Origin of the sequence: Paraburkholderia atlantica (assembly GCF_000092885.1) — a bacterium.
In the GTDB taxonomy this organism is placed as follows: Bacteria; Pseudomonadota; Gammaproteobacteria; order Burkholderiales; family Burkholderiaceae; genus Paraburkholderia; species Paraburkholderia atlantica.
Map to the genome: position 1 here is coordinate 3,174,625 of NC_014117.1, position 20,398 is coordinate 3,195,022.

The window sequence follows — 20,398 nt, forward strand, 5'->3', positions numbered from 1 at the left end:
CCTTAGAAGTTCTTCTTCAGGTCCATGCCCTGATAGAGCGACGCGACCTGATCGCCGTAACCGTTGAACATCAGCGTCTTGCGCTTCGGCGTAAAAAAGCCGTCTTCGCCGATGCGTCGTTCAGTCGCCTGGCTCCAGCGCGGATGATCGACATTCGGATTCACGTTCGAATAAAACCCATATTCGTTCGACGCGTACGTGTTCCAGCTGGTGGGCGGTTGCTTCTCGACAAAACGGATCTTCACGAGCGACTTTGCGCTCTTGAAGCCGTACTTCCACGGCACCACGACGCGCACCGGCGCGCCGTTCTGATTCGGCAGCACCTGGCCGTAGAGCCCCATCGTCAGCAGCGTCAGCGGATGCATCGCTTCGTCCATCCGCAGGCCCTCGGAGTAAGGCCAGTCGAGTATGGGCTGCGACAGTCCGGGCATCTGCGACGGATCGGCGAGCGTGATGAACTGCACGTACTTCGCATTGCCGGTCGGCTCGACGCGTTTGATCAATTCGGAAAGCGAGACGCCGATCCACGGCACCACGATCGACCAGCCTTCGACGCAGCGATGCCGGTACACCCGTTCCTCGAGCGGCGCGAGCTTCAGCAGGTCGTCGATGTCGTACACCTTCGGATTCTTGATCGCGCCCTCGACGCTCACCTTCCACGGATGCGGCCGCAACGTGCCCGCGTGCTGCGAGGGGTCGGATTTGTCGGTGCCGAACTCGTAGAAATTGTTATAGGTGGTGATGTCCTTGTACGGCGTGATCTTGTCGAGCGCGACGAACCTGGTGTTGGTTTTCGCCGCGAGCTTCTGCGCCTTCGGATCGGGGGACGAGTATGTCGCGAGCGCCTCGCCGCTCACGCCGATCAGGCTGCCGAGCGCCATCGCGCCGGCTGCCTGCAGGATGCGTCGGCGGTTCTCGAACACGTGCCGCGGCGCGATTTCGCTGCGCGCGATGTCATCGCCGGTCAGTTGAATTCTGTCGCTTCGCTTGATCCACATCGTGCTGCTCCTTGCCGGCCCGCCGCGTCGTGCGCGTTGCGGTGCCATATTGATGATCGCCCGTTTGGGGGCGGCTGTCATCCACAGGTACTTGCTCAGGTGCTTGACTGGTGAACACCGGGGCGCGATGAATATTCCGTCAGCCATAAAAAAACCGCCGGTGCGAAGCACGCGGCGGTTCTTAGTCGGTTCAGCGCGGCGGATCTTACAGCTTGCCGTAGCTATGCAAGCCCGACAGGAACATGTTCACGCCGAGGAACGCGAAGCTCGTGACCAGCAGGCCGGTCAGCGCCCACCAAGCGGCGACCGCGCCGCGCAGGCCCTTCATCAGACGCATGTGCAGCCAGGCCGCGTAGTTCAGCCAGACGATCAGCGCCCACGTCTCCTTCGGGTCCCAGCTCCAATAGCCGCCCCACGCTTCGGCGGCCCACAGCGCGCCGAGAATCGTCGCGATCGTGAAGAACGCGAAGCCGACCGCGATCGACTTGTACATCACGTCGTCGAGCACGTCGAGCGCCGGCAGACGATCCGCGAGCACGCCGCGTTCCTTCGCCAGATATGCGACGCCGACCATCGCCGACAGCGCGAAGCTGCCATAGCCGATGAAGTTCGCCGGCACGTGAATCTTCATCCACCAGCTTTGCAGCGCCGGCACGAGCGGCTGGATCTGCTGCGCGTCGCGCGAGACCGAGTACCACATCAGGAAGCCGACGGCCGCGCTGATCACGAGCAGCACAAACGCGCCGAGCGCGCGCGTGTTGTAGTGCTGCTCGTAGTACAGATAGAACAGCGCAGTGATCAGGCTGAACAGCACGAACACTTCATACAGGTTCGAAATCGGAATATGGCCGACGTCCGAGCCGATCAGGTACGACTCGTACCAGCGCACCATCATGCCGACGAAGCCCATCAGCACCGCCACCCACGTCATCTTCGAGCCGATCGCGGCGCCGGTCGGCGAGCGCGACAGCAGCGCGATCCAGTAGAACACGGTCGCGAAGACGAACAGCGCGCTCATCCACAGGATCGCGGACTGGCTCGACAGGAAATACTTGAGGAAGAACGCGTTGTCGGCGCGGCTCAGATCGCCTTGGTAGATCTGGATCGCAAGCAGCGACAGCGCCGCGATTGCCACCATCAGCGGCCGCACCGGCTTCCAGCGCCAGCCGAGCACCACGAAAACCGGCACCGAGCACACCAGCACCAGTTTGTCGTAGTAGTTCATGAACGGGTAATAGCGCGACAGCGCGAAGCCGGCGCCCCCAACCAGCGCGAGCGCGAACAGCCAGTCGAAGATACCCAGGCGTTTCAGGAACGGCCGTTCGTCGAATTGCTGGAGTTCGGGCGTGCTGCTCGCAAACGCCTTGTCGGTGCGTGAAGCAGAAGAAGAGGAGGAAACCTGAGTCAAGTCCATGATCTTACCGGGTCGAATCCTGTGAACTTGCCGACGGGGCGGCGGCCTGAGCGGCCGGACGGGCATCGGCTGCTTCGATGAGTTTCGCGCCTAGTGCGGCGCTCACGGCGTCGCGCGTCTGGACGAAGTCCTTCTCGAAGTCTAGCGTCTTACGCGCGCTCGACATCGCCATCACGACGCTGGTGCCGTGGTCCGTATCCTTGAGCCAGAACCACAGACGCCGTTCGCGGACGTAGAACATCGAGAAGATGCCCAATACGAGAAGCAGGCTGCCAAGATACACGACTTTTTTGCCCGGTGCGCGCGTCAACTGAAATACCGAAGCTTGCACCTGCTTGAACGAATCAAGCTGCAAGTAGACCGGTGATCCATACAGAAAGCTGTCGGATATCGCATTTAGCGAACTCTGAATGAAGCGGCTCGTGTCTGCATTGGCCGGCGCGGCGGGCTCGCCGAGTCGCTGGCGTGACAGTTGCCACAGGTCCCACGTGACGCCTTCGAGCATCCGAAGCAGCAGGCCCGCGGCCTTTTCCTGCTCGCCCTTCGGTACCGAGCGGTCGATAAACCCAGCGACCGCCTGGAAGCCGCCGAGCGTTTCGCCGTTCGGCATCTTCATGCCAGCGTCGGCGCCCGCAAACAGGGTCAGCACCCGCAGCGCGCTTTCCTCCAGATGCTGCTGCAACTCAGCGTTGGCGCCCGGCACCGAGCGCTGCGCGAACTGATGAGCGGCGATGGCGCGTTGGTTCGGATCTTCGAGCGTGGCGCGCAGGTTCATCCATTCCTTGAGCGTGCCGCCGCTGTCGGCGGGAATGCGCAGGTAGCGGAACGGGTCGTCGGGATTCAAGCGCATGCCGGCGAGGAACATCTTCTCGCCGTTCACGTCGACGGGCAGCATGTAGTTGTTGTACTCGCGCGCCTGGCCATCCTTGCCGCGAATCTTGTATTGCACCGACGGGCCGACGTTGTGCAGATCGAGCGGCTTCGAGGATTTCGCGCCGGAGCCGAGTCGCTCGTCGAACGCTTCCTTCAGCGAGTGCTGCGCGGCGACCCCGCGCGCATCGTTCTGGCCATTGGCGTTCGAGATGTTTTCGACGTTGATCGCGCGGAAGTCGGTGAATTCGACGGTCTGGCCATCGGCGAGCGGTGTGGCCGAACTCAACGGCGCGCTGCCGCCGATCGTGCCGCCAAACGGCGCGGACTTCGCGCTGGGGCCGGACATCGGGAAGGCGGTCATCTGCATCTGCGAGCCGCCGTCCTGGAAGCTCGATTGATAAATTGACACGCCATCGTATTCGAACGGCTTGTTGACCTCGACGCGTGCCGGGACGCGCGCGCCGGTCTTGTGATCGACGACGACGATGTCGCTCGCGAACAGCTTCGGCATGCCGGTCGTGTAGTAATCGACGATGAACTTGTTCAGTTCGATCGAAAACGGCAGGTCCTGAATCAACGAACCGTTGGGCTGGTTCAGGATCGCGGTCGACACGTGCTGCCCCTCCGGCACCCACGCGTAGCCACGGAACGTCGGGTTCGACTCCGACAGCCGATGGTCGGGCGAAATCTCGTTGATCACCATGTTCGAATTGATCGGCGACTTGTCGAACAGCCACATTTGCAGCTTGATCGGCAGATTGCTGTCGAGCAGGCCGCCGAGGCAGATCACGACGATCGCAAGGTGCGCGGAGATGTAGCCGAACCTGGTCAGCGCGCCACGCTTCGCGGCGATCAGCGTCGCGCCGTCCGACTCGCGCGTGACGAACTTGTAGTCGAGCTTCGCCGACAGTTTGGCGAGCACTGCCGCGGTCTGCGCGCGCGTGCCGTGCACGGCAAACTCGCCCTTGTGATGGAATGCACGCAGGCTGCCTTCGCGAACCTTGTCCTTCCAGCTCTTCGCATCAGCGAGCATCTTCGGTGCATTGCGGATAACGCACAGCGACACGGACACCATCAGGAAGCCGAGAATCAGCATGAACCACCACGAGCTGTACACCGTGTAGAGGCTCAGCGCGCGGAAGATGTCCGCCCAGAACGGACCGAACTGGTTGACGTAGTTGGGATACGGATCGTCCTGCGTAAGGACGGTACCGATGATGCTGGCGATGGACAGAATCACGAGCAGCGCAATGGCGAAACGCATCGAGCTCAGGAGCTCGATGGTGCTGCGCATGACGCGATTGCCCGACTTCGACTGCAGACCCGACGTGGTGACGCTCATTCAAACTCCGACTGAACAGCAAAAAAGGGTGAAGAGCTGTCGCAGCTACGACACCCTCACCCTTTTCTTGTTTTTCACCGACCTCGCCGGGCCGGTTGGATTCGCGCGAGCGAACTGCTTAATGCAGACCCGCGATGTAGTCGGCAACCGCCTTGATCTCGTTGTCCGACAAACGCGATGCTATCGCATGCATCGCGTCGCTGTTATTACGAGCGCCCGGACCTTGCGTGAACGCGGTCAGCTGCGTCACCGAGTACTCGGCCCACTGTCCGGACAGGCGCGGATACTGGATCGGAATACCCTGTCCCGCGGGGCCGTGGCAGGCCGCGCAGGCGGGCACGCCGCGGTCGGCAATCCCACCGCGATAGATCTGCTGCCCCACCGCGACTGTGCTCTTATTGTGCGCATAGCCTGGCTTGGGCGTCTGCGTCGAGAAGTAAGCCGCAACGTTGATCATGTCCTGCTCGGAGAGCGCGGCGGCCATGCCTGCCATGATCGCATTATTGCGCGCGGCCTGTTTGGCGCCCGGTTGCGTCTTGAAATCTCTGAGCTGCTTGACGAGATACTCAGGATGCTGGCCCGCCAGCTTCGGATATGCACCGCCGGCACTGTTGCCGTCTGCCCCGTGACATGACGCGCACACTTGTACCGCGATTGCCTGCCCCCGATTGATGTCCGGCTTTGCCGGATCTGCTGCTCGTGCCTGAATTGCCAAACCTGAAAGACCTGCCGTTACATGAAGCACCATCAGAGTCTTGCACAGTCGATTCATTCGCACACCCTGTCTCGTCTTGTGGGATTTTAGAGGTTCTGCAAAGTACGACGACGGCGACCGAGTGACCGCCAGGAGCCGCCAAGGCACGTGGGGCGGGCTCCCAAGGTATTCAGTAAACCATCGTATTGTACAATAACTCGCTAATCGCTTAGACGCCAGTCGGGCTTGACCCCGTTCCCGCTGCGGTCTCCGCGGCGTCTCCAATCTGGCTTCCACCATGCCCTTCCTGCTCCACGAATCCCGCTTCTATACCACCGTCAATCATCTGCGTGACCTGCCGGCCACCGCGCAGCCTGAGATCGCTTTCGCGGGACGCTCGAACGCGGGCAAGTCGACCGCGATCAACGTGCTTTGCAATCAGAAGCGACTTGCGTTCGCGAGTAAGACGCCTGGCCGCACGCAGCACATCAATTATTTTTCGGTCGGCAAGGCAGATTTGCCGGCCGGCTATCTGGTCGACCTGCCGGGCTACGGTTATGCGGAAGTGCCGGGAGCGGCGAAGGCGCACTGGGAAGCGCTGCTGTCCACGTATCTGCAATCGCGCTCGCAACTGCGCGGCATGATCCTGATGATGGATTCGCGCCGCCCGCTGACGGATCTCGATCGACGCATGATCGAGTGGTTCGCACCGACCGGCAAGCCGATCCATACGCTACTCACGAAATGCGACAAATTGACGCGTCAGGAAAGCACGAACGCATTGCGCACCGCGCAGAAGGGGTTGGCCGAATATCGGGCCGCCGGCTATCGCGGCGAGTTGAGCGCGCAGCTCTTTTCGGCGCTCAAGCGAACGGGCCTCGACGAAGCGCATGAGCTGATCGAGAGCTGGCTGATCCCCGACGCAGTGGGCGAAGCAGGCGAAAAGCCGGCCGCGGACTGAATGACTATCGATGCCGGAATCACGCAGCGCGCGTGACGCGTGACATGCCTTGAATACCCACATCAGAGCGCGTTTCCGGCGCCCCATAAAAAAACCCGCCGCTTGAACGGCGGGTCAAACAGCCTAATCGAAAAACGACAGGCACCCGCTCAGGGAGGAGAAGCGGGGAGGTCAGCGCTAGGCGCCTTGCTCGATCGGTATGATATACCATTGTCTCGAAAAGTTTCCGGGAGCGGAGCCAGGTGCTATTTGTCTACTCCACCTATCCACGATCTTCGATTTGATATGAGCTTCTACCCGCATTACCGTCCGCGCCGTATGCGCCGTGACGACTTCTCGCGCCGCATGATGCGCGAAAACATCCTCACCACCAACGACCTGATTTACCCGGTATTCATCGTCGAAGGCACCAACGTTCGACAAGCCGTGCCGTCGATGCCGGGCGTCGAGCGCGTGTCGGTCGATCTGCTGATGGGCGTCGCCGAGCAGTGCGTCGAACTGGGCGTGCCGGTGCTGTCGCTGTTTCCCGCGATCGAGCCCTCTCTGAAGACGCCAGAAGGCCGCGAGGCAGCCAACCCGGCGGGTTTGATCCCGCGCGCGGTGCGCGAATTGAAGAAGAATTTTCCCGAGCTCGGCGTGCTCACCGACGTCGCGCTCGATCCGTACACGAGCCACGGTCAGGACGGCGTGCTCGACGAAGCAGGCTACGTGATGAACGACGAGACCGTCGAGATCCTCGTCGAGCAGGCGCGTGCGCAGGCGGAAGCCGGCGTCGACATCGTCGCGCCGTCGGACATGATGGACGGTCGCATCGGCGCGATCCGCGAAATGCTCGAGAGCGAGGACCACATCCACACGCGCATCATGGCGTACGCGGCGAAGTACGCCTCGGCGTTCTACGGCCCGTTCCGCGATGCAGTCGGTTCCGCGACGAACCTCGGCAAGAGCAACAAGATGACCTACCAGATGGACCCGGCCAATTCGAACGAGGCGCTGCGCGAAGTGCAGGCCGACATCAACGAAGGTGCGGACATGGTGATGGTCAAGCCCGGCATGCCATATCTGGACATCGTGCGTCGCGTGAAAGACGAGTTCCAGTTTCCTACCTATGTGTACCAGGTGAGCGGCGAATACGCGATGCTGAAGGCCGCCGCGCAGAACGGCTGGCTCGATCACGACAAGGTCATGATGGAATCCCTGCTCGCGTTCAAGCGTGCCGGCGCGGACGGCGTGCTGACGTATTTCGCGCTGGATGCCGCGAAGATCCTTCGTTCGCAGAAGTAATCAACGCGAGGTTTGGCACGCGGCTGCCAGACAAGAAAACGGAGGCGAACCTTGGGGTTTCGCCTCCTTTTTTTTCGCTGCTCATTGCGCCGCGGCGGCCTGCAACGCCTCCGCGGCGTTCGATTACACCCCCGACGCGCTCGCCCGATCCAGAGTGCGCAGGAATTTATCCGCCGATTCGTAGCCGACCACCCGCAGCACTTCCTTGCCACCCTGATCGAAAAAAATAATCCCCGGCGGCCCGAACAGGTTGAAGCGCTTGAGCAGCGCCTGATCGTCGGTATTGTTCGCCGTGACGTCGGCGCGCAGCAGATTCATCTGCTTCAGCTTCGCCTGAACGCGCGGGTCGCTGAAGGTGAATTTTTCCATTTCCCTGCAGCTCACGCACCAGTCCGCGTAAAAATCGAGCATCGCAGGCTGTGCGGCCGTTTTGACGGCCTCGTCGAGCTGCTCCGATGAGCGTACTGGCGCGAAGTGCAAATCGCTGTGCGACGCCGTTGAGGCCGCGTTGGAGCCATCTTTCGCGATGCTCGCCTGATTGCCGGCGCGAGCCGCGAGCACCGCCAGCGGTCGCAGCGGGTCCGACGATCCCGCGGCCAGGCCAATTAGTAGCGCGGCCGCCCAGATCGCCATCACGACGCCGACAGCACGGCCGAGCCGGTGCCATATCGAGCCGCCCGCAACCGAGCTGGAAAACAGACCGAGGGCGACTGCGGCGATGAGCAGCCAGAGGGCACTCAACAGCATCGTCGCCGGGCCGCCGAGCACCGGCCAAACGATCCACAACGCCGCGGCGAGCAGAACCACGCCGAAAAACACCTTTACGCTGTCCATCCACTTGCCCGCTCGCGGCAGCAGCGTACCCGCGCCGAAACCAATGATCAGCAGCGGCAGCCCGAGCCCGAGGCCCATCGAGAACAGCGCTGCGCCGCCGAGCACCGCATTGCCGGAATGCGCGATGAACGCCAGCACCGCAAAAAGCGGCGCGGTCATGCAGGCGCCGACAACCAGGGCCGACAGCGCGCCCATCACGGCGACCGCGGTAAATTTGCCTCCCGGGCGTCCCGCTGACGCGCTCGAAATGCGATCGCGCCAGCGCGGCGGCAGTTCGAGATCCACACCGGCGATCAGCAGCAGCGCGAAGATCGTCAGAAGCCCGCCGAACGCGCCGAGCACCCACGGGTTTTGCAGCCATGCGCCGAGACTCTGCCCGACGAGTGCCGCCGCGACACCCAGCACCGTGTACACGAGCGCCATCCCCATCACGTACGCGAGCGACAACGCAAAACCACGCCCACGCGAGACGCGCGCCCCCTCTCCGATGATGATCGCCGACAGGATCGGAATCATCGGATACGAGCACGGCAGCAGGCTCAGAATCGCGCCAGCAACGAAATAAAGCCCAACGATCGCCAAGAAACCGCCCCGCTGTAGCACCGTCTGCGCATAGTCGGCGCTCGTCGCGCGTTCGTACCAGGGTTCGTCGTCAATGGCCGCGGATTGTTGCACGGTTGGACCCGCTGCCGCACTGCCGGCCGGCTGCAGCGCCTCGCCGCTCACGTGGTACACCCGCTCCATTGGGGGGTAGCAGATTCCAGCGTCGGCGCAACCCTGTGACGTCACCGCAAGATCGAACGAACCGTCAGCCTGCTTGACCGGAATCCGAATCGTCAGCTCGTTGCGATACGTCTCGACATTTTTGTTGAAGGTCTGATCGAACTTGACGTGACCGGCGGGCAGCTGAGGCTCGCCAAGCGTCGCCGTGCCGTTGCGGGTCGCGAACGCGAAGCGCTCTCGGTACATGTAGTAACCGTCCGCAATCTTGTAAGTGACGACGACTTGTCCAGGCTGCTCTGCCGCACTGAACCGGAACGCGACGGAGGGGTCGAGGAAGTCGTCTGCGGCGCGCGCGAGCGTCGCGAGTTGCGCGAGGAACACGCAGCCGAGCAGAAAGAATGCGGTGCGCAGCGCGCCGCGCGCGCGCCGGTCGAGACCGTTAAACATGAAGAGGGCGTTGGGTTTCAGCAGTGATCCACTGGCCGTAGGCAGCGGAGGCCGTTGCTTGCCATGAGAGGATTTCCGGCGTGTCGTAGGGATGGTGAGCCTGAATATATCGCTCCAGTTCGAGCGCGCGAGCGGCGCTGGTCTTGAACAACAGCTGAATTTCCTGCGCCGTTTCGATCGAGCCCTGCCAGTGATAGCTCGAATGCACGCTGCCGAGCTGCGTGACGCATGCACAAAGACGCGCGGCGAGCGCGTCGGCCGCAAGTTTTTGAGCGACGGCCACATCCGGCACCGTCGTCAGCACCAAGGTCACATTCACACTCACACCAGGCTCCGGCGGCGTAGGATTTCGATCTCGATATCGTATCACCTGGCCTTGCCGCCCCGCAGCGCGCCCCGCAGTGCGGCCGCGGCATTTGGTCACCGGGACACGGCTTTCGGGATCGATGAAAAGTCCGCCGCCAAAAACAAAAAAGCCAGGCGACGCGCCTGGCTTTTCGTCGGAACCCAAAAAGCTTACTCAGCTTCTTGCACTTCCGTTTCTTCAACTTCCGGACGGTCGAGCAGTTCGACCAGTGCCATCGGCGCATTGTCACCAACGCGGAAGCCGAACTTCAGCACGCGGAGGTAACCGCCCGGACGGTTTGCGTAACGCGGGCCGAGCACGTCAAACAGCTTCGTGACCGAGTCACGATCGCGCAGGCGGTTGAACGCCAGACGACGGTTTGCCAGCGACGGCTTCTTGCCGAGCGTGATCAGCGGCTCGACGACTTTACGGAGTTCCTTCGCCTTGGGCAGCGTGGTCTTGATGACTTCGTGCTCGATCAGCGAGTTGGACATGTTACGGAGCATTGCCAGACGGTGGCTGCTCGTGCGGTTCAGTTTCCGCAGACCATGACGGTGACGCATGTTAATTCCTTCAGTTCAAAGTTTTAGTCCAGCTCTTCTATCGCACTCGCTCTGCAGCAAACAGTGAGCGCACGGGCCGGTAGTTAAAAAAGACAAGACGCGGATTTTAAAGGAAAATCCGCGTCTTTGCCAGTACAGTACAGCGGTGCAATTCGCGGGTTACACCCGACCGAGCTGTCCGCTTACTTGTCGAGACCAGCCGGCGGCCAGTTTTCGAGCTTCATGCCGAGCGTCAGACCGCGCGATGCCAGAACTTCCTTGATCTCGTTCAGCGACTTGCGACCCAGATTCGGAGTCTTGAGCAGCTCGTTCTCGGTACGCTGGATCAGGTCGCCGATGTAGTAGATGTTCTCGGCCTTCAGGCAGTTCGCGGAACGAACCGTCAGTTCGAGATCGTCGACCGGGCGCAGCAGGATCGGATCGATCTGCGGTGCGCGCGACGGCGTTTCTGCCGCTGCTTCGGTACCTTCCAGCGCCGCGAACACCGAGAGCTGATCGACCAGAATGCGCGCCGATTGGCGGATCGCTTCTTCCGGCGAAATCACACCGTTGGTTTCGATGTTCATCACGAGTTTGTCGAGGTCGGTGCGCTGCTCGACACGAGCGCTTTCCACCGCGTAGCTCACGCGACGAACCGGCGAAAACGACGCGTCCAGCACGATTCGGCCGATAATCTTCGACGACTCTTCACCGTAACGACGCACATTGCCCGGCACATAGCCGCGGCCCTTTTCCACCTTGATCTGCACGTCGAGCTTGCCACCCTTCGACAGATGCGCAATCACGTGGTCCGGATTGATGACTTCGCAATCGTGTGCGAGTTCGATATCACCGGCGGTTACCACGCCTTCGCCTTCCTTGCGCAGCGTAACCGTCACTTCGTCACGGTTATGCAGCTTGAAGACGACGCCCTTCAGGTTCAACAACAGGTTGACCACATCCTCTTGCACACCGTCGAGCGTCGAATACTCATGCACGACGCCTGCAATCGTCACCTCGGTCGGGGCATAACCGACCATCGACGACAACAGCACGCGCCGAAGCGCGTTACCCAAGGTGTGGCCATAACCGCGTTCAAACGGCTCCATGACCACTTTCGCGTGGCTCTCGCCAAGCGATTCAACTGCAATGATCTTGGGCTTCAACAAACTGGTTTGCATAGGTTTTCCTTTTCAATACCCTCGGCTCGTTACACCGATAAGGCTGACCGGTAACAACCTGAAAATAAACAGCCGAGACGCCCCCTTGCGCAACGCAATCAGGGCGCCCCGGCCGTCAATCCGATTACCGCGAATACAATTCGACGATCAGGCTTTCGTTGATGTCGCCAGCGATGTCGCTGCGTTCCGGCTTCTGCTTGAAGGTACCTTCGAACTTCTTCGCGTCGACCGCAACCCAGCTCGGCATGCCGCCTTGTTCAGCGAGCGACAGCGCCTCGATGATGCGAGCCTGCTTCCGCTTCTGTTCGCGCACAGCGACGACGTCGCCAGCCTTCACTTGCATCGACGGGATGTTCGTCACGACGCCGTTCACGGTGATTGCCTTGTGGCCAACCAGCTGCCGTGCTTCAGCACGCGTCGAGCCGAAGCCCATCCGATACACGACGTTGTCCAGACGCGATTCGAGCAGTTGCAGCAGGTTTTCACCCGTGTTGCCCTTCAGGCGGTCTGCTTCAGCGAAGTAGCGACGGAACTGGCGCTCGAGGACACCGTAGATACGCTTTACTTTTTGCTTCTCGCGGAGCTGTGTGCCATAGTCGGACGTGCGCGCGCCCGAGGTGCGGCCGTGCTGGCCGGGCTTGCTGTCCAGCTTGCACTTGTCAGCGAGCGAACGGCGAGCGCTCTTCAGGAAGAGGTCAGTGCCTTCACGGCGGGACAGCTTGGCCTTGGGGCCGATATAACGTGCCACGTTGATTCCTTCTGTGATTAATCACGCGAGTGCTTCCACTCGCGCTAGTCCGAACCCTTTGGGTCGAACGGTGGGCTTAGTCAATTCAATAACGCGCGCAGCCCGCCGCCGCGCAAGGCGGCAACAGGCGCTCGCAAAACCCGCGTCTTAGATACGACGACGCTTCGGCGGACGGCAGCCGTTGTGCGGGACCGGCGTCACGTCGGAGATCGCGGTGATCTTGATGCCAAGACCATGCAGCGCGCGCACCGCCGATTCACGGCCAGGACCGGGGCCCTTGATCCGCACTTCGAGGTTCTTCACGCCGTATTCCATCGCCACGCGGCCAGCCGACTCAGCTGCGACCTGAGCTGCAAACGGGGTCGACTTACGTGAACCCTTGAAGCCCTGACCGCCGGAGGTTGCCCAGGCAAGCGCGTTGCCTTGACGATCGGTGATCGTGATGATGGTGTTGTTGAACGACGCGTGAACGTGAACCACGCCCTCGGCGACGTTCTTCTTGACCTTCTTGCGAACGCGTTGCGCCGCGGAGTTGTTCGAAGCCTTAGCCATTACGTTTTCCTGTAACTGTCAGTTCCGCTTACTTCTTCAGCGATTGCGCTGCACGACGCGGACCCTTGCGCGTACGGGCATTCGTACGCGTACGCTGGCCGCGCAGGGGGAGACCCTTACGATGCCGCACGCCACGATAGCAGCCGAGATCCATCAGGCGCTTGATGTTCATCGTCGTTTCACGGCGCAGATCGCCTTCAACGATGAACTTGCCGACTTCTTCACGCAGCTTTTCGAGGTCTGCGTCAGTCAGGTCTTTGACCTTCTTCGAAAATGCCACACCAGCAGCGACGCAAATGTCGCGCGAGCGCGTGCGACCGATACCGTAAATAGCCGTCAGGCCGATTTCAGTATGCTGGTGATTCGGGATGTTAACCCCTGCGATACGAGCCATTGTTTTTCCTCAAACAAAAAGCGCAAGCAAAAGCGCGGCGTTCAGCCTTGACGCTGTTTGTGGCGCGGATCAGAGCTGCAAATCACGCGCACAACGCCTTTGCGCTTGATAATCTTGCAATTGCGGCAAATGCGCTTAACCGATGCCATCACTTTCATGATATTACCCTTTTTTCAAATCACTTCGCCCGGAAGACGATCCGCGCACGCGACAGATCGTAAGGCGTCAATTCAACCGTCACCTTGTCGCCCGGCAGGATTCGGATGTAGTGCATCCGCATCTTGCCGGATATGTGTCCCAACACGACATGGCCGTTTTCCAGCTTCACCCTGAAGGTAGCGTTAGGCAGGTTCTCAATTACTTCGCCCTGCATCTGGATCACATCGTCTTTGGCCATAAGTCCTTTCAACGCATCGGGACGCCGCCGCCTTTGAAATTAGCTTTCTTCAGCAGCGATTCATACTGTTGCGACATAACGTACGACTGCACCTGCGCCATGAAATCCATTGTGACGACGACAATGATCAGCAGCGACGTTCCACCAAAATAAAACGGCACGTTCCAGCGCAGCACCAGAAATTCGGGCAGCAGGCAAACGAACACGATGTAGATCGCACCGGCCAGCGTCAGACGCGTAAGGATGCGGTCGATATATCGCGCCGTCTGATCGCCCGGGCGGATGCCAGGGACGAAAGCGCCGCTCTTTTTCAGGTTGTCGGCCGTTTCCCTGCTGTTGAACACCAGTGCGGTGTAGAAGAAGCAGAAGAAAACGATCGCCAACGCGTACAGCAACACGTACACGGGTTGACCGGGCTTCAGGGCTTCGGCCACGTTGTGCAACGTGTCTGCGAACCAGCTGGTACGCGAACCCGAACTGAACCAGTTCAGGATAGTTGCCGGGAAGAGAATGATCGACGATGCGAAGATCGGCGGAATCACTCCCGACATGTTCAGCTTCAGCGGCAAATGCGAAGACTGGCCGCCGTAAATCTTGTTGCCCACCTGCCGCTTCGCGTAGTTCACAAGAATCTTGCGCTGGCCACGTTCGATGAACACCACCAGATACGTCACAGCAGCAATCAGCGCGACGACGATAATCGCCGAGATGATACTCATCGAGCCGGTTCGCACCAGTTCAAAGAGCCCACCGATTGCGTTCGGGAAACCCGCCGCAATACCGCCAAAAATGATGATCGAGATACCGTTGCCAAGCCCGCGCTCCGTGATCTGCTCACCCAGCCACATCAGGAACATCGTGCCGGTCACCAGCGTCACGACCGTCGTCAACCGGAAAACCATTCCCGGATCGATCACGAGGCCCGGCTGATTTTCCAGCGCGACGGCAATACCGAACGCCTGGAACGTCGCCAGCACAACCGTGAAGATCCGCGTGTACTGCGTAATCTTCCGTTGACCTGCCTGCCCTTCCTTTTTCAGCGCCTCGAGTTGCGGCGAGACAATCGCCAGCAACTGCATGATGATCGACGCCGAAATGTACGGCATGATCCCCAGCGCGAAAATCGTGAACCGCGAAAGTGCGCCACCCGAGAACATGTTGAACATGCCAAGGATGCCGCCCGACTGGCTTTGGAACAACTTCGCCAGTTGGTCCGGGTCGATACCCGGCACCGGAATATGCGCGCCGATACGGTAGACGACCAGCGCCAGCAGCAAAAACACTGCTCGCCGACGCAGATCGCCAAACTTCGCCGCGCTGCGACCGGGTTTTGCGAGACTCGGGCTGTTAGCCAAGTACCTTCTCCGATGCAAATGCTAGTGACGGCAAATAACTTGCGCGTTACTCGGCAAACGAGCCACCGGCTGCTTCGATAGCAGCGCGTGCGCTCTTCGTCGCACCGAGACCCTTCACAACGACCTTGCGCTTGAGCTCGCCCGTTGCAATGATCTTGGCGCTACGGATCAGCTCGCCGACCAGGCCGGCTTGTTTGAGAGCCAGCAGATCGACTTCGTCGACCGGCAGCTTCTCCAGATCCGAAAGACGCACTTCACCGACGAATTCCTTCGTCAGCGAGGTGAAGCCACGCTTCGGCAGCCGACGTTGCAGCGGCATTTGACCGCCTTCGAAGCCAACCTTGTGAAAGCCGCCCGAACGCGACTTCTGACCCTTGTGACCACGGCCAGCGGTCTTGCCGAGGCCGGAGCCGATGCCGCGACCAACGCGACGCTTTGCGTGCTTCGCGCCTTCAGCCGGCTTCAGGTTATTCAATTCCATTATCAACTCCTTGAGTCCTGATCAGCCGCTTAGCTGATGACCTTAACGAGGTACGAAACCTTGTTGATCATGCCGCGCACAGCCGGCGTATCCTGCAACTCGCTAACTGAGTTGAGTCGGCGCAGGCCCAAGCCACGCACCGTTGCACGGTGCGATTCACGGGTGCCGATCAGGCTCTTGACGAGCTGGACCTTGACAGTTTTATCAGACATGGTGTCCACCTTTAGCCCAGAATTTCTTCGACGGACTTGCCACGCTTCGCAGCGATGTCGGCCGGCGTGGACTGCTTGCGCAGGCCGTCGAGCGTCGCACGAACGAGGTTGTACGGGTTCGTCGAACCGTGGCTCTTAGCCACGACGTTCTGCACGCCCATCACGTCGAACACTGCGCGCATCGGGCCGCCAGCGATCACACCGGTACCATCCTTCGCCGGAGCGAGGAGGACCGTCGATGCGCCGTGCTTGCCGTGCACTTCGTGTTGCAGGGTACCGTTCTTCAGCGGCACCTTGAACATGTTGCGGCGAGCCTGTTCCATCGCCTTCTGGACAGCGACCGGCACTTCCTTGGCCTTACCCTTGCCCATACCGACGCGGCCATCACCGTCGCCAACCACGGTCAGTGCAGCGAAGCCGAGAATACGGCCACCCTTCACGACCTTGGTCACGCGGTTGACCGAGATCATCTTTTCACGAAGGCCGTCGTCGCGTTCGTCAGCCTGAACTTTAGCTTGCATCTTTGCCATGACGAATTCTTCCCTTAGAACTTGAGTCCGGCTTCGCGCGCCGCATCAGCCAGCGCTTTCACGCGGCCGTGGTAACGGAAACCCGAACGGTCGAAGGCGACGGATTCGATGCCGGCAGCCTTAGCCTTTTCTGCAATGCGCTTGCCGATCAGGGTCGCAGCAGCAACGTTGCCGCCCTTGCCCGATTGATCGGCCAGTTGCGCACGCACTTCGGCTTCGAGCGTCGACGCGCTGGCGAGCACCTTGGTGCCGCACGGCGAGAACACTTGCGCATAGATGTGCGTGTTCGTGCGATGCACGGCGAGACGCGCGACCTGCAGCTCAGCGATCTTGATACGCGTCTGACGAGCGCGGCGCAGGCGAGATTGAGTCTTATCCATGATTGCGCACCCTTACTTCTTCTTCGTTTCTTTGAGGATCACAACCTCATCGGCGTAACGCACGCCCTTGCCCTTGTAGGGCTCCGGCGGACGGTAGCCGCGCACTTCTGCAGCGACTTGACCGACTTGTTGCTTGTTGATCCCCTTGATCACGATTTCGGTTTGCGACGGGGTTTCTGCCTTGACGCCAGCCGGCATCTGGTGCACCACCGGGTGCGAGAAACCCAGCGACAGGTTCAGCTTGTCGCCTTGCGCCTGTGCGCGATAACCAACGCCAACCAGCGTCAGCTTGCGCTCGAAACCCTTCGTCACGCCGTGCACCATGTTCGCAACCAGTGCGCGCATCGTGCCCGACATCGCATTCGCTTCGCGGCTTTCATCGACCGGCTCGAACTTCAGCGTGCCGTTGTCGTTCACCACCTTCACGAGGCTGTTAGCAGCCTGCGAAATCGTACCCAGCGGCCCCTTGACAGTGATGCTGTCGCCGCTCAGGGCCACTTCCGCGCCTTGCAGCGCGATCGGGCTCTTACCTACTCGAGACATGTTTCTCTCCTTTCGGCCTTAAGCGACGTAGCAGATGACTTCGCCGCCAACGCCCGTTGCACGTGCCTTGCGGTCCGTCATCACGCCCTTCGGCGTCGACACGATTGCCACGCCCAGGCCATTCATGACCACGGGAATGTCGTTACGGCCGCGGTACACACGCAGACCAGGCTTCGAGACGCGTTCGATGCGCTCGATGACCGGACGGCCAGCGTAATACTTCAACACGATGTTCAATTCCGACTTCGCACCTTCGGACTTCACTGCGAAACCGTCGATATAACCTTCGTCCTTCAGGACCTGCGCGATCGCAACCTTGACTTTCGACGAGGGCATAGTCACCGAAACCTTCTCGACCATCTGCGCATTGCGGATGCGAGTCAGCATATCGGCGATAGGATCACTCATGCTCATTTATGTTTCTCCTATTACCAGCTCGCCTTGGTCAGGCCAGGAATCTCGCCGCGGAACGCGATTTCACGAATCTTGTTACGCGCCAGGCCGAATTTACGGAACGTGCCGCGCGGACGACCGGTAATTGCGCAACGATTGCGCTTACGGGTCGGGTTAGAGTTGCGCGGCAGTTGCTGCAGTTCCAGACGTGCTGCGTAATGCTCTTCTTCCGACTTGCTCATGTCGCCAATGATTGCCTTCAGTGCAGCACGCTTGGGAGCGTACTTGGCGGCGAGGCGAGCACGCTTCTTTTCACGTTCGATCAGTGCCAGTTTAGCCACGGTAACCTCAGTTTCTGAACGGGAACTTGAAGCTGGCGAGCAGAGCCTTTGCTTCGTCGTCAGTCTTCGCAGTCGTCGTGATGCTGATGTTCAGCCCACGCAGTGCGTCGATCTTGTCGTAGTCGATTTCGGGGAAAATGATCTGCTCTTTCACACCGATGTTGTAGTTGCCGCGACCATCGAAAGCCTTGCCCGAGACGCCACGGAAGTCGCGCACGCGGGGGAGCGCAACCGTCACGAAACGGTCGAGGAATTCGTACATTGCCTGGCCACGCAGCGTGACCATGGCGCCGATCGGGTAGCCCTGACGGATCTTGAAGCCAGCGATTGCCTTTCGTGCCTTCGTGATCACCGGCTTCTGACCGGCGATCTTCGTCAGATCGCCAACGGCGTTTTCGATGATCTTCTTGTCAGCGACGGCTTCGCCAAGACCCATATTCAGGGTGATCTTGGTGATGCGCGGCACTTCCATCACGGACTTGTAACCGAACTTCTCGATGAGGCCGGGTACAACTTTCTCTTTGTAAAACTCTTGCAAACGAGCCATTTTTTACTCCGCAGCGTCAGGCGCTCAGCACGGCACCGGTCGTCTTCAGGAAACGGACCTTCTTGTCTCCTTCGACCTTGATGCCTACACGCGATGGCTTGCCATTCGCGTCGACCAATGCGACGTTCGAAATTTGCAGCGGCATCGTCTTGGCTTCCACGCCGCCAGTCGTACCCTTCATCGGGTTCGGCTTGACGTGCTTCTTGACGAGGTTGATGCCCTCGACAGTCACGGTTTCGCCGTGAACGGCCAGCACAACGCCACGCTTGCCCTTATCTTTGCCGGTGATGACGATAACTTCGTCACCCTTGCGAATCTTGTTCATCGCGACTCCTTACAGCACTTCAGGCGCCAGCGAAACGATCTTCATGAATCGTTCGCTACGCAACTCGCGCGTGACCGGCCCGAAAATACGGGTACCGATCGGTTCGAGCTTGGTGTTGAGCAACACAGCTGCGTTGCCGTCGAACTTGATCAGCGAGCCGTCCTGACGGCGCACGCCCTTGGCGGTGCGAACCACCACGGCGTTGTAGATTTCGCCTTTCTTCACGCGCCCGCGCGGCGTTGCCTCTTTGACAGTCACCTTGATGATGTCGCCAATGCTGGCATAACGACGCTTCGAGCCGCCGAGCACCTTGATGCACATGACTTCACGTGCACCCGTGTTGTCGGCTACTTCAAGCCGAGTTTCGGTCTGGATCATGGTTTATCTTTCCCAACTTAATCCGGTCACACCACCATGGTGCTTCCCGGTCAGTCTTGGTCCCGTCAGCCGATCGGCTGCTTGGGTTAGAACAGCAGCGACGGCAAACGAAACCCGCCATCGCAATCCGGTGAATCCTTCGGCACAGGCTGGCGCCCGAACCGCTTCCCCCACCAACTTCGCCCGCGACGGGGCTCCCATAAAGAGGGAAGACCGAGATTATATCAAATAATCTCGGTCTTGCAAGCGAAACTTACTGCGATTTCAACTACTTCTACAGCGTTGCGACATTAGATGACGCGAGCAGCCTCGACCAGGCGAGCCACAACCCAAGCCTTCGTCTTCGAAATCGGACGGGTCTCTTGGATTTCAACGAGGTCGCCTTCGTTGTACGTGTTCGCGTCGTCATGCGCGTGGTACTTCTTCGAACGCACGACGTACTTGCCGTAGATCGGGTGCTTGACGCGGTGCTCGACCAGCACGGTAACCGTCTTGTCCATCTTGTTGCTGACGACCTTGCCGACCAGCGTCCGCTTGAGCGAGGTTTTTACGCTATCGTTCATTTCTGGTTCGCCTTCTCAGTCAGGACGGTCCGCACACGTGCGATATCGCGACGAACCTTCTTCAGCTGGCTCGTGTTCGTGAGCTGCTGGGTCGCGAGTTGCATGCGCAGGCCGAATTGCGCCTTCAACAGGTCCGACAGCTCCTTGTTGAGCGCGGCCTGATCTTTCTGGTGAAGTTCGGAAGCCTTCATCATTTGCTCCTTAGGCGCCGAGCTGACGCACGATAAACGTCGTCTTCAGCGGCAGCTTCGCTGCAGCGAGACGGAACGCTTCGCGCGCCAGTTCTTCGGTTACGCCGTCCATTTCGTACAGCATCTTGCCCGGTTGAATCTCAGCGACGTAGTACTCCGGGTTACCCTTACCGTTACCCATACGCACTTCCGCCGGCTTGGTCGAGATCGGCTTGTCCGGGAAAATCCGGATCCAGATGCGGCCACCGCGCTTGATGTGACGCGTCATTGCACGACGCGCCGCTTCAATCTGGCGCGCGGTCAGACGGCCACGACCGACAGCCTTCAGGCCGAACTCACCGAACGACACCGCGTTGCCGCGGGTAGCAACGCCGGTGTTACGACCTTTCTGCTCTTTGCGATACTTTCTGCGTTTCGGTTGCAGCATCG

General features: G+C 60.2%; 29 protein-coding genes. 2 read left to right on the forward strand and 27 right to left on the reverse strand.

From position 1 onward, the window contains the following. Positions 1-2: 2 nt before the first annotated feature. The 4 genes from msrP to BC1002_RS14345 all read right to left on the reverse strand — a co-directional run bounded on the left by msrP (position 3) and on the right by BC1002_RS14345 (position 5,399). Entirely contained in the window at positions 3-998 is a 996-nt protein-coding gene (gene msrP, locus BC1002_RS14330) for a protein-methionine-sulfoxide reductase catalytic subunit MsrP (protein WP_013090742.1), read from the reverse strand. Between the two features lie 205 nt (positions 999-1,203). Next, complete coding sequence (gene ccsB, locus BC1002_RS14335; RefSeq protein WP_013090743.1) at positions 1,204-2,412, reverse strand: c-type cytochrome biogenesis protein CcsB; 1,209 nt, start codon at positions 2,410-2,412, stop codon at positions 1,204-1,206. A 4-nt stretch (positions 2,413-2,416) separates the two neighbouring features. Continuing rightward, positions 2,417-4,627 carry a cytochrome c biogenesis protein ResB gene (locus BC1002_RS14340; protein ID WP_013090744.1) on the reverse strand — a complete coding sequence of 737 codons (2,211 nt, stop codon included), beginning with the start codon at positions 4,625-4,627 and terminating at the stop codon, positions 2,417-2,419. Positions 4,628-4,745: 118 nt separating this feature from the next. Beyond that, a complete protein-coding gene (locus BC1002_RS14345) occupies positions 4,746-5,399 on the reverse strand; it encodes a c-type cytochrome (RefSeq protein ID WP_013090745.1) in 654 nt (217 codons plus the stop codon). A gap of 220 nt (positions 5,400-5,619) precedes the next feature. On the opposite strand from BC1002_RS14345, the gene yihA reads away from it, so the two are divergent. Together yihA and hemB are read left to right on the forward strand one after the other, a co-directional pair. Next, positions 5,620-6,282, forward strand: coding sequence for a ribosome biogenesis GTP-binding protein YihA/YsxC (gene yihA, locus BC1002_RS14350; protein WP_013090746.1), 663 nt, complete (start codon positions 5,620-5,622; stop codon positions 6,280-6,282). A 285-nt stretch (positions 6,283-6,567) separates the two neighbouring features. Next, positions 6,568-7,566, forward strand: a complete 999-nt coding sequence (gene hemB / locus BC1002_RS14355; RefSeq protein WP_013090747.1) for a porphobilinogen synthase — start codon at positions 6,568-6,570, stop codon at positions 7,564-7,566. A 123-nt stretch (positions 7,567-7,689) separates the two neighbouring features. Here the strand turns inward: hemB and dsbD are convergent, their stop codons facing one another. From dsbD to rplP, 23 genes are all read right to left on the reverse strand, one after another. Next, positions 7,690-9,570: a protein-disulfide reductase DsbD gene (dsbD, locus tag BC1002_RS14360; RefSeq protein ID WP_013090748.1), complete on the reverse strand. Its 1,881-nt coding sequence runs from the start codon at positions 9,568-9,570 to the stop codon at positions 7,690-7,692. Further along, the gene (cutA, locus tag BC1002_RS14365) at positions 9,563-9,895 is read right to left on the reverse strand and encodes a divalent-cation tolerance protein CutA (RefSeq protein WP_013090749.1); all 333 of its coding nucleotides are present in this window, start codon (positions 9,893-9,895) and stop codon (positions 9,563-9,565) included. The genes dsbD and cutA overlap by 8 nt, the downstream gene beginning before the upstream one ends. Positions 9,896-10,086: 191 nt before the next feature. Further along, complete coding sequence (rplQ, locus tag BC1002_RS14370; RefSeq protein WP_013090750.1) at positions 10,087-10,479, reverse strand: 50S ribosomal protein L17; 393 nt, start codon at positions 10,477-10,479, stop codon at positions 10,087-10,089. Between the two features lie 182 nt (positions 10,480-10,661). Then, positions 10,662-11,639: a DNA-directed RNA polymerase subunit alpha gene (locus BC1002_RS14375; protein ID WP_013090751.1), complete on the reverse strand. Its 978-nt coding sequence runs from the start codon at positions 11,637-11,639 to the stop codon at positions 10,662-10,664. 124 nt (positions 11,640-11,763) lie between these two features. Next, positions 11,764-12,387, reverse strand: coding sequence for a 30S ribosomal protein S4 (gene rpsD, locus BC1002_RS14380; RefSeq protein WP_013090752.1), 624 nt, complete (start codon positions 12,385-12,387; stop codon positions 11,764-11,766). 147 nt (positions 12,388-12,534) lie between these two features. After that, a complete protein-coding gene (gene rpsK / locus BC1002_RS14385) occupies positions 12,535-12,939 on the reverse strand; it encodes a 30S ribosomal protein S11 (RefSeq protein ID WP_006052224.1) in 405 nt (134 codons plus the stop codon). Positions 12,940-12,967: 28 nt separating this feature from the next. Beyond that, positions 12,968-13,333, reverse strand: a complete 366-nt coding sequence (gene rpsM / locus BC1002_RS14390; RefSeq protein WP_008923332.1) for a 30S ribosomal protein S13 — start codon at positions 13,331-13,333, stop codon at positions 12,968-12,970. Positions 13,334-13,374: 41 nt separating this feature from the next. Next, the gene (gene rpmJ, locus BC1002_RS36285; protein ID WP_004199844.1) at positions 13,375-13,491 is read right to left on the reverse strand and encodes a 50S ribosomal protein L36; all 117 of its coding nucleotides are present in this window, start codon (positions 13,489-13,491) and stop codon (positions 13,375-13,377) included. 20 nt (positions 13,492-13,511) lie between these two features. Further along, positions 13,512-13,730 carry a translation initiation factor IF-1 gene (infA, locus tag BC1002_RS14395; RefSeq protein WP_004521905.1) on the reverse strand — a complete coding sequence of 73 codons (219 nt, stop codon included), beginning with the start codon at positions 13,728-13,730 and terminating at the stop codon, positions 13,512-13,514. An 8-nt stretch (positions 13,731-13,738) separates the two neighbouring features. Further along, positions 13,739-15,085 (reverse strand): preprotein translocase subunit SecY, encoded by a 1,347-nt coding sequence (secY, locus tag BC1002_RS14400; protein ID WP_013090753.1) that lies wholly within the window; start codon positions 15,083-15,085, stop codon positions 13,739-13,741. Positions 15,086-15,131: 46 nt separating this feature from the next. Continuing rightward, positions 15,132-15,566 carry a 50S ribosomal protein L15 gene (gene rplO / locus BC1002_RS14405; protein WP_013090754.1) on the reverse strand — a complete coding sequence of 145 codons (435 nt, stop codon included), beginning with the start codon at positions 15,564-15,566 and terminating at the stop codon, positions 15,132-15,134. Positions 15,567-15,595: 29 nt separating this feature from the next. Then, positions 15,596-15,778 (reverse strand): 50S ribosomal protein L30, encoded by a 183-nt coding sequence (gene rpmD / locus BC1002_RS14410; protein WP_008923335.1) that lies wholly within the window; start codon positions 15,776-15,778, stop codon positions 15,596-15,598. Positions 15,779-15,789: 11 nt separating this feature from the next. Further along, positions 15,790-16,308 (reverse strand): 30S ribosomal protein S5, encoded by a 519-nt coding sequence (gene rpsE / locus BC1002_RS14415; protein WP_004197945.1) that lies wholly within the window; start codon positions 16,306-16,308, stop codon positions 15,790-15,792. Between the two features lie 14 nt (positions 16,309-16,322). Beyond that, positions 16,323-16,688, reverse strand: coding sequence for a 50S ribosomal protein L18 (rplR, locus tag BC1002_RS14420; protein WP_008923336.1), 366 nt, complete (start codon positions 16,686-16,688; stop codon positions 16,323-16,325). Between the two features lie 12 nt (positions 16,689-16,700). Then, a complete protein-coding gene (rplF, locus tag BC1002_RS14425) occupies positions 16,701-17,231 on the reverse strand; it encodes a 50S ribosomal protein L6 (protein ID WP_013090755.1) in 531 nt (176 codons plus the stop codon). Between the two features lie 18 nt (positions 17,232-17,249). After that, on the reverse strand, positions 17,250-17,645 hold the full coding sequence (gene rpsH / locus BC1002_RS14430; RefSeq protein WP_013090756.1) for a 30S ribosomal protein S8: 396 nt from the start codon (positions 17,643-17,645) through the stop codon (positions 17,250-17,252). Between the two features lie 14 nt (positions 17,646-17,659). Then, positions 17,660-17,965, reverse strand: coding sequence for a 30S ribosomal protein S14 (gene rpsN, locus BC1002_RS14435; RefSeq protein ID WP_013090757.1), 306 nt, complete (start codon positions 17,963-17,965; stop codon positions 17,660-17,662). Positions 17,966-17,972: 7 nt separating this feature from the next. Further along, positions 17,973-18,512: a 50S ribosomal protein L5 gene (gene rplE / locus BC1002_RS14440; protein ID WP_008923339.1), complete on the reverse strand. Its 540-nt coding sequence runs from the start codon at positions 18,510-18,512 to the stop codon at positions 17,973-17,975. Between the two features lie 16 nt (positions 18,513-18,528). Beyond that, positions 18,529-18,837, reverse strand: coding sequence for a 50S ribosomal protein L24 (gene rplX, locus BC1002_RS14445; protein WP_008923340.1), 309 nt, complete (start codon positions 18,835-18,837; stop codon positions 18,529-18,531). Positions 18,838-18,846: 9 nt separating this feature from the next. After that, positions 18,847-19,215: a 50S ribosomal protein L14 gene (gene rplN, locus BC1002_RS14450; RefSeq protein ID WP_006998478.1), complete on the reverse strand. Its 369-nt coding sequence runs from the start codon at positions 19,213-19,215 to the stop codon at positions 18,847-18,849. Positions 19,216-19,505: 290 nt separating this feature from the next. Next, a complete protein-coding gene (gene rpsQ, locus BC1002_RS14455; protein WP_007180129.1) occupies positions 19,506-19,778 on the reverse strand; it encodes a 30S ribosomal protein S17 in 273 nt (90 codons plus the stop codon). Then, complete coding sequence (gene rpmC / locus BC1002_RS14460; protein WP_007180130.1) at positions 19,775-19,969, reverse strand: 50S ribosomal protein L29; 195 nt, start codon at positions 19,967-19,969, stop codon at positions 19,775-19,777. The genes rpsQ and rpmC overlap by 4 nt, the downstream gene beginning before the upstream one ends. 10 nt (positions 19,970-19,979) lie before the next feature. Then, the gene (gene rplP / locus BC1002_RS14465) at positions 19,980-20,396 is read right to left on the reverse strand and encodes a 50S ribosomal protein L16 (protein ID WP_008923342.1); all 417 of its coding nucleotides are present in this window, start codon (positions 20,394-20,396) and stop codon (positions 19,980-19,982) included. Between the last annotated feature and the right edge of the window lie 2 nt (positions 20,397-20,398).

Bases quoted from the DNA above. Each gene is read 5' to 3' on its own strand.
- rpmC (WP_007180130.1), bottom strand. From the start codon at position 19,969: ATGAAGGCTTCCGAACTTCACCAGAAAGATCAGGCCGCGCTCAACAAG.
- rplE (WP_008923339.1), bottom strand. From the start codon at position 18,512: ATGGCTCGTTTGCAAGAGTTTTACAAAGAGAAAGTTGTACCCGGCCTC.
- ccsB (WP_013090743.1), bottom strand. From the start codon at position 2,412: ATGGACTTGACTCAGGTTTCCTCCTCTTCTTCTGCTTCACGCACCGAC.
- rplQ (WP_013090750.1), bottom strand. From the start codon at position 10,479: ATGCGTCACCGTCATGGTCTGCGGAAACTGAACCGCACGAGCAGCCAC.
- rplO (WP_013090754.1), bottom strand. From the start codon at position 15,566: ATGGAATTGAATAACCTGAAGCCGGCTGAAGGCGCGAAGCACGCAAAG.
- rplF (WP_013090755.1), bottom strand. From the start codon at position 17,231: ATGTCTCGAGTAGGTAAGAGCCCGATCGCGCTGCAAGGCGCGGAAGTG.
- BC1002_RS14375 (WP_013090751.1), bottom strand. From the start codon at position 11,639: ATGCAAACCAGTTTGTTGAAGCCCAAGATCATTGCAGTTGAATCGCTT.
- rpsQ (WP_007180129.1), bottom strand. From the start codon at position 19,778: ATGAACGATAGCGTAAAAACCTCGCTCAAGCGGACGCTGGTCGGCAAG.
- infA (WP_004521905.1), bottom strand. From the start codon at position 13,730: ATGGCCAAAGACGATGTGATCCAGATGCAGGGCGAAGTAATTGAGAAC.
- BC1002_RS14345 (WP_013090745.1), bottom strand. From the start codon at position 5,399: ATGAATCGACTGTGCAAGACTCTGATGGTGCTTCATGTAACGGCAGGT.
- rplR (WP_008923336.1), bottom strand. From the start codon at position 16,688: ATGGATAAGACTCAATCTCGCCTGCGCCGCGCTCGTCAGACGCGTATC.
- yihA (WP_013090746.1), top strand. From the start codon at position 5,620: ATGCCCTTCCTGCTCCACGAATCCCGCTTCTATACCACCGTCAATCAT.
- rpmJ (WP_004199844.1), bottom strand. From the start codon at position 13,491: ATGAAAGTGATGGCATCGGTTAAGCGCATTTGCCGCAATTGCAAGATT.
- rpsH (WP_013090756.1), bottom strand. From the start codon at position 17,645: ATGAGCATGAGTGATCCTATCGCCGATATGCTGACTCGCATCCGCAAT.
- rplX (WP_008923340.1), bottom strand. From the start codon at position 18,837: ATGAACAAGATTCGCAAGGGTGACGAAGTTATCGTCATCACCGGCAAA.
- rpsE (WP_004197945.1), bottom strand. From the start codon at position 16,308: ATGGCAAAGATGCAAGCTAAAGTTCAGGCTGACGAACGCGACGACGGC.
- hemB (WP_013090747.1), top strand. From the start codon at position 6,568: ATGAGCTTCTACCCGCATTACCGTCCGCGCCGTATGCGCCGTGACGAC.
- rpsM (WP_008923332.1), bottom strand. From the start codon at position 13,333: ATGGCTCGTATCGCAGGGGTTAACATCCCGAATCACCAGCATACTGAA.
- dsbD (WP_013090748.1), bottom strand. From the start codon at position 9,570: ATGTTTAACGGTCTCGACCGGCGCGCGCGCGGCGCGCTGCGCACCGCA.
- rpmD (WP_008923335.1), bottom strand. From the start codon at position 15,778: ATGTCTGATAAAACTGTCAAGGTCCAGCTCGTCAAGAGCCTGATCGGC.
- rplP (WP_008923342.1), bottom strand. From the start codon at position 20,396: ATGCTGCAACCGAAACGCAGAAAGTATCGCAAAGAGCAGAAAGGTCGT.
- rpsK (WP_006052224.1), bottom strand. From the start codon at position 12,939: ATGGCTAAGGCTTCGAACAACTCCGCGGCGCAACGCGTTCGCAAGAAG.
- msrP (WP_013090742.1), bottom strand. From the start codon at position 998: ATGTGGATCAAGCGAAGCGACAGAATTCAACTGACCGGCGATGACATC.
- BC1002_RS14340 (WP_013090744.1), bottom strand. From the start codon at position 4,627: ATGAGCGTCACCACGTCGGGTCTGCAGTCGAAGTCGGGCAATCGCGTC.
- rplN (WP_006998478.1), bottom strand. From the start codon at position 19,215: ATGATCCAGACCGAAACTCGGCTTGAAGTAGCCGACAACACGGGTGCA.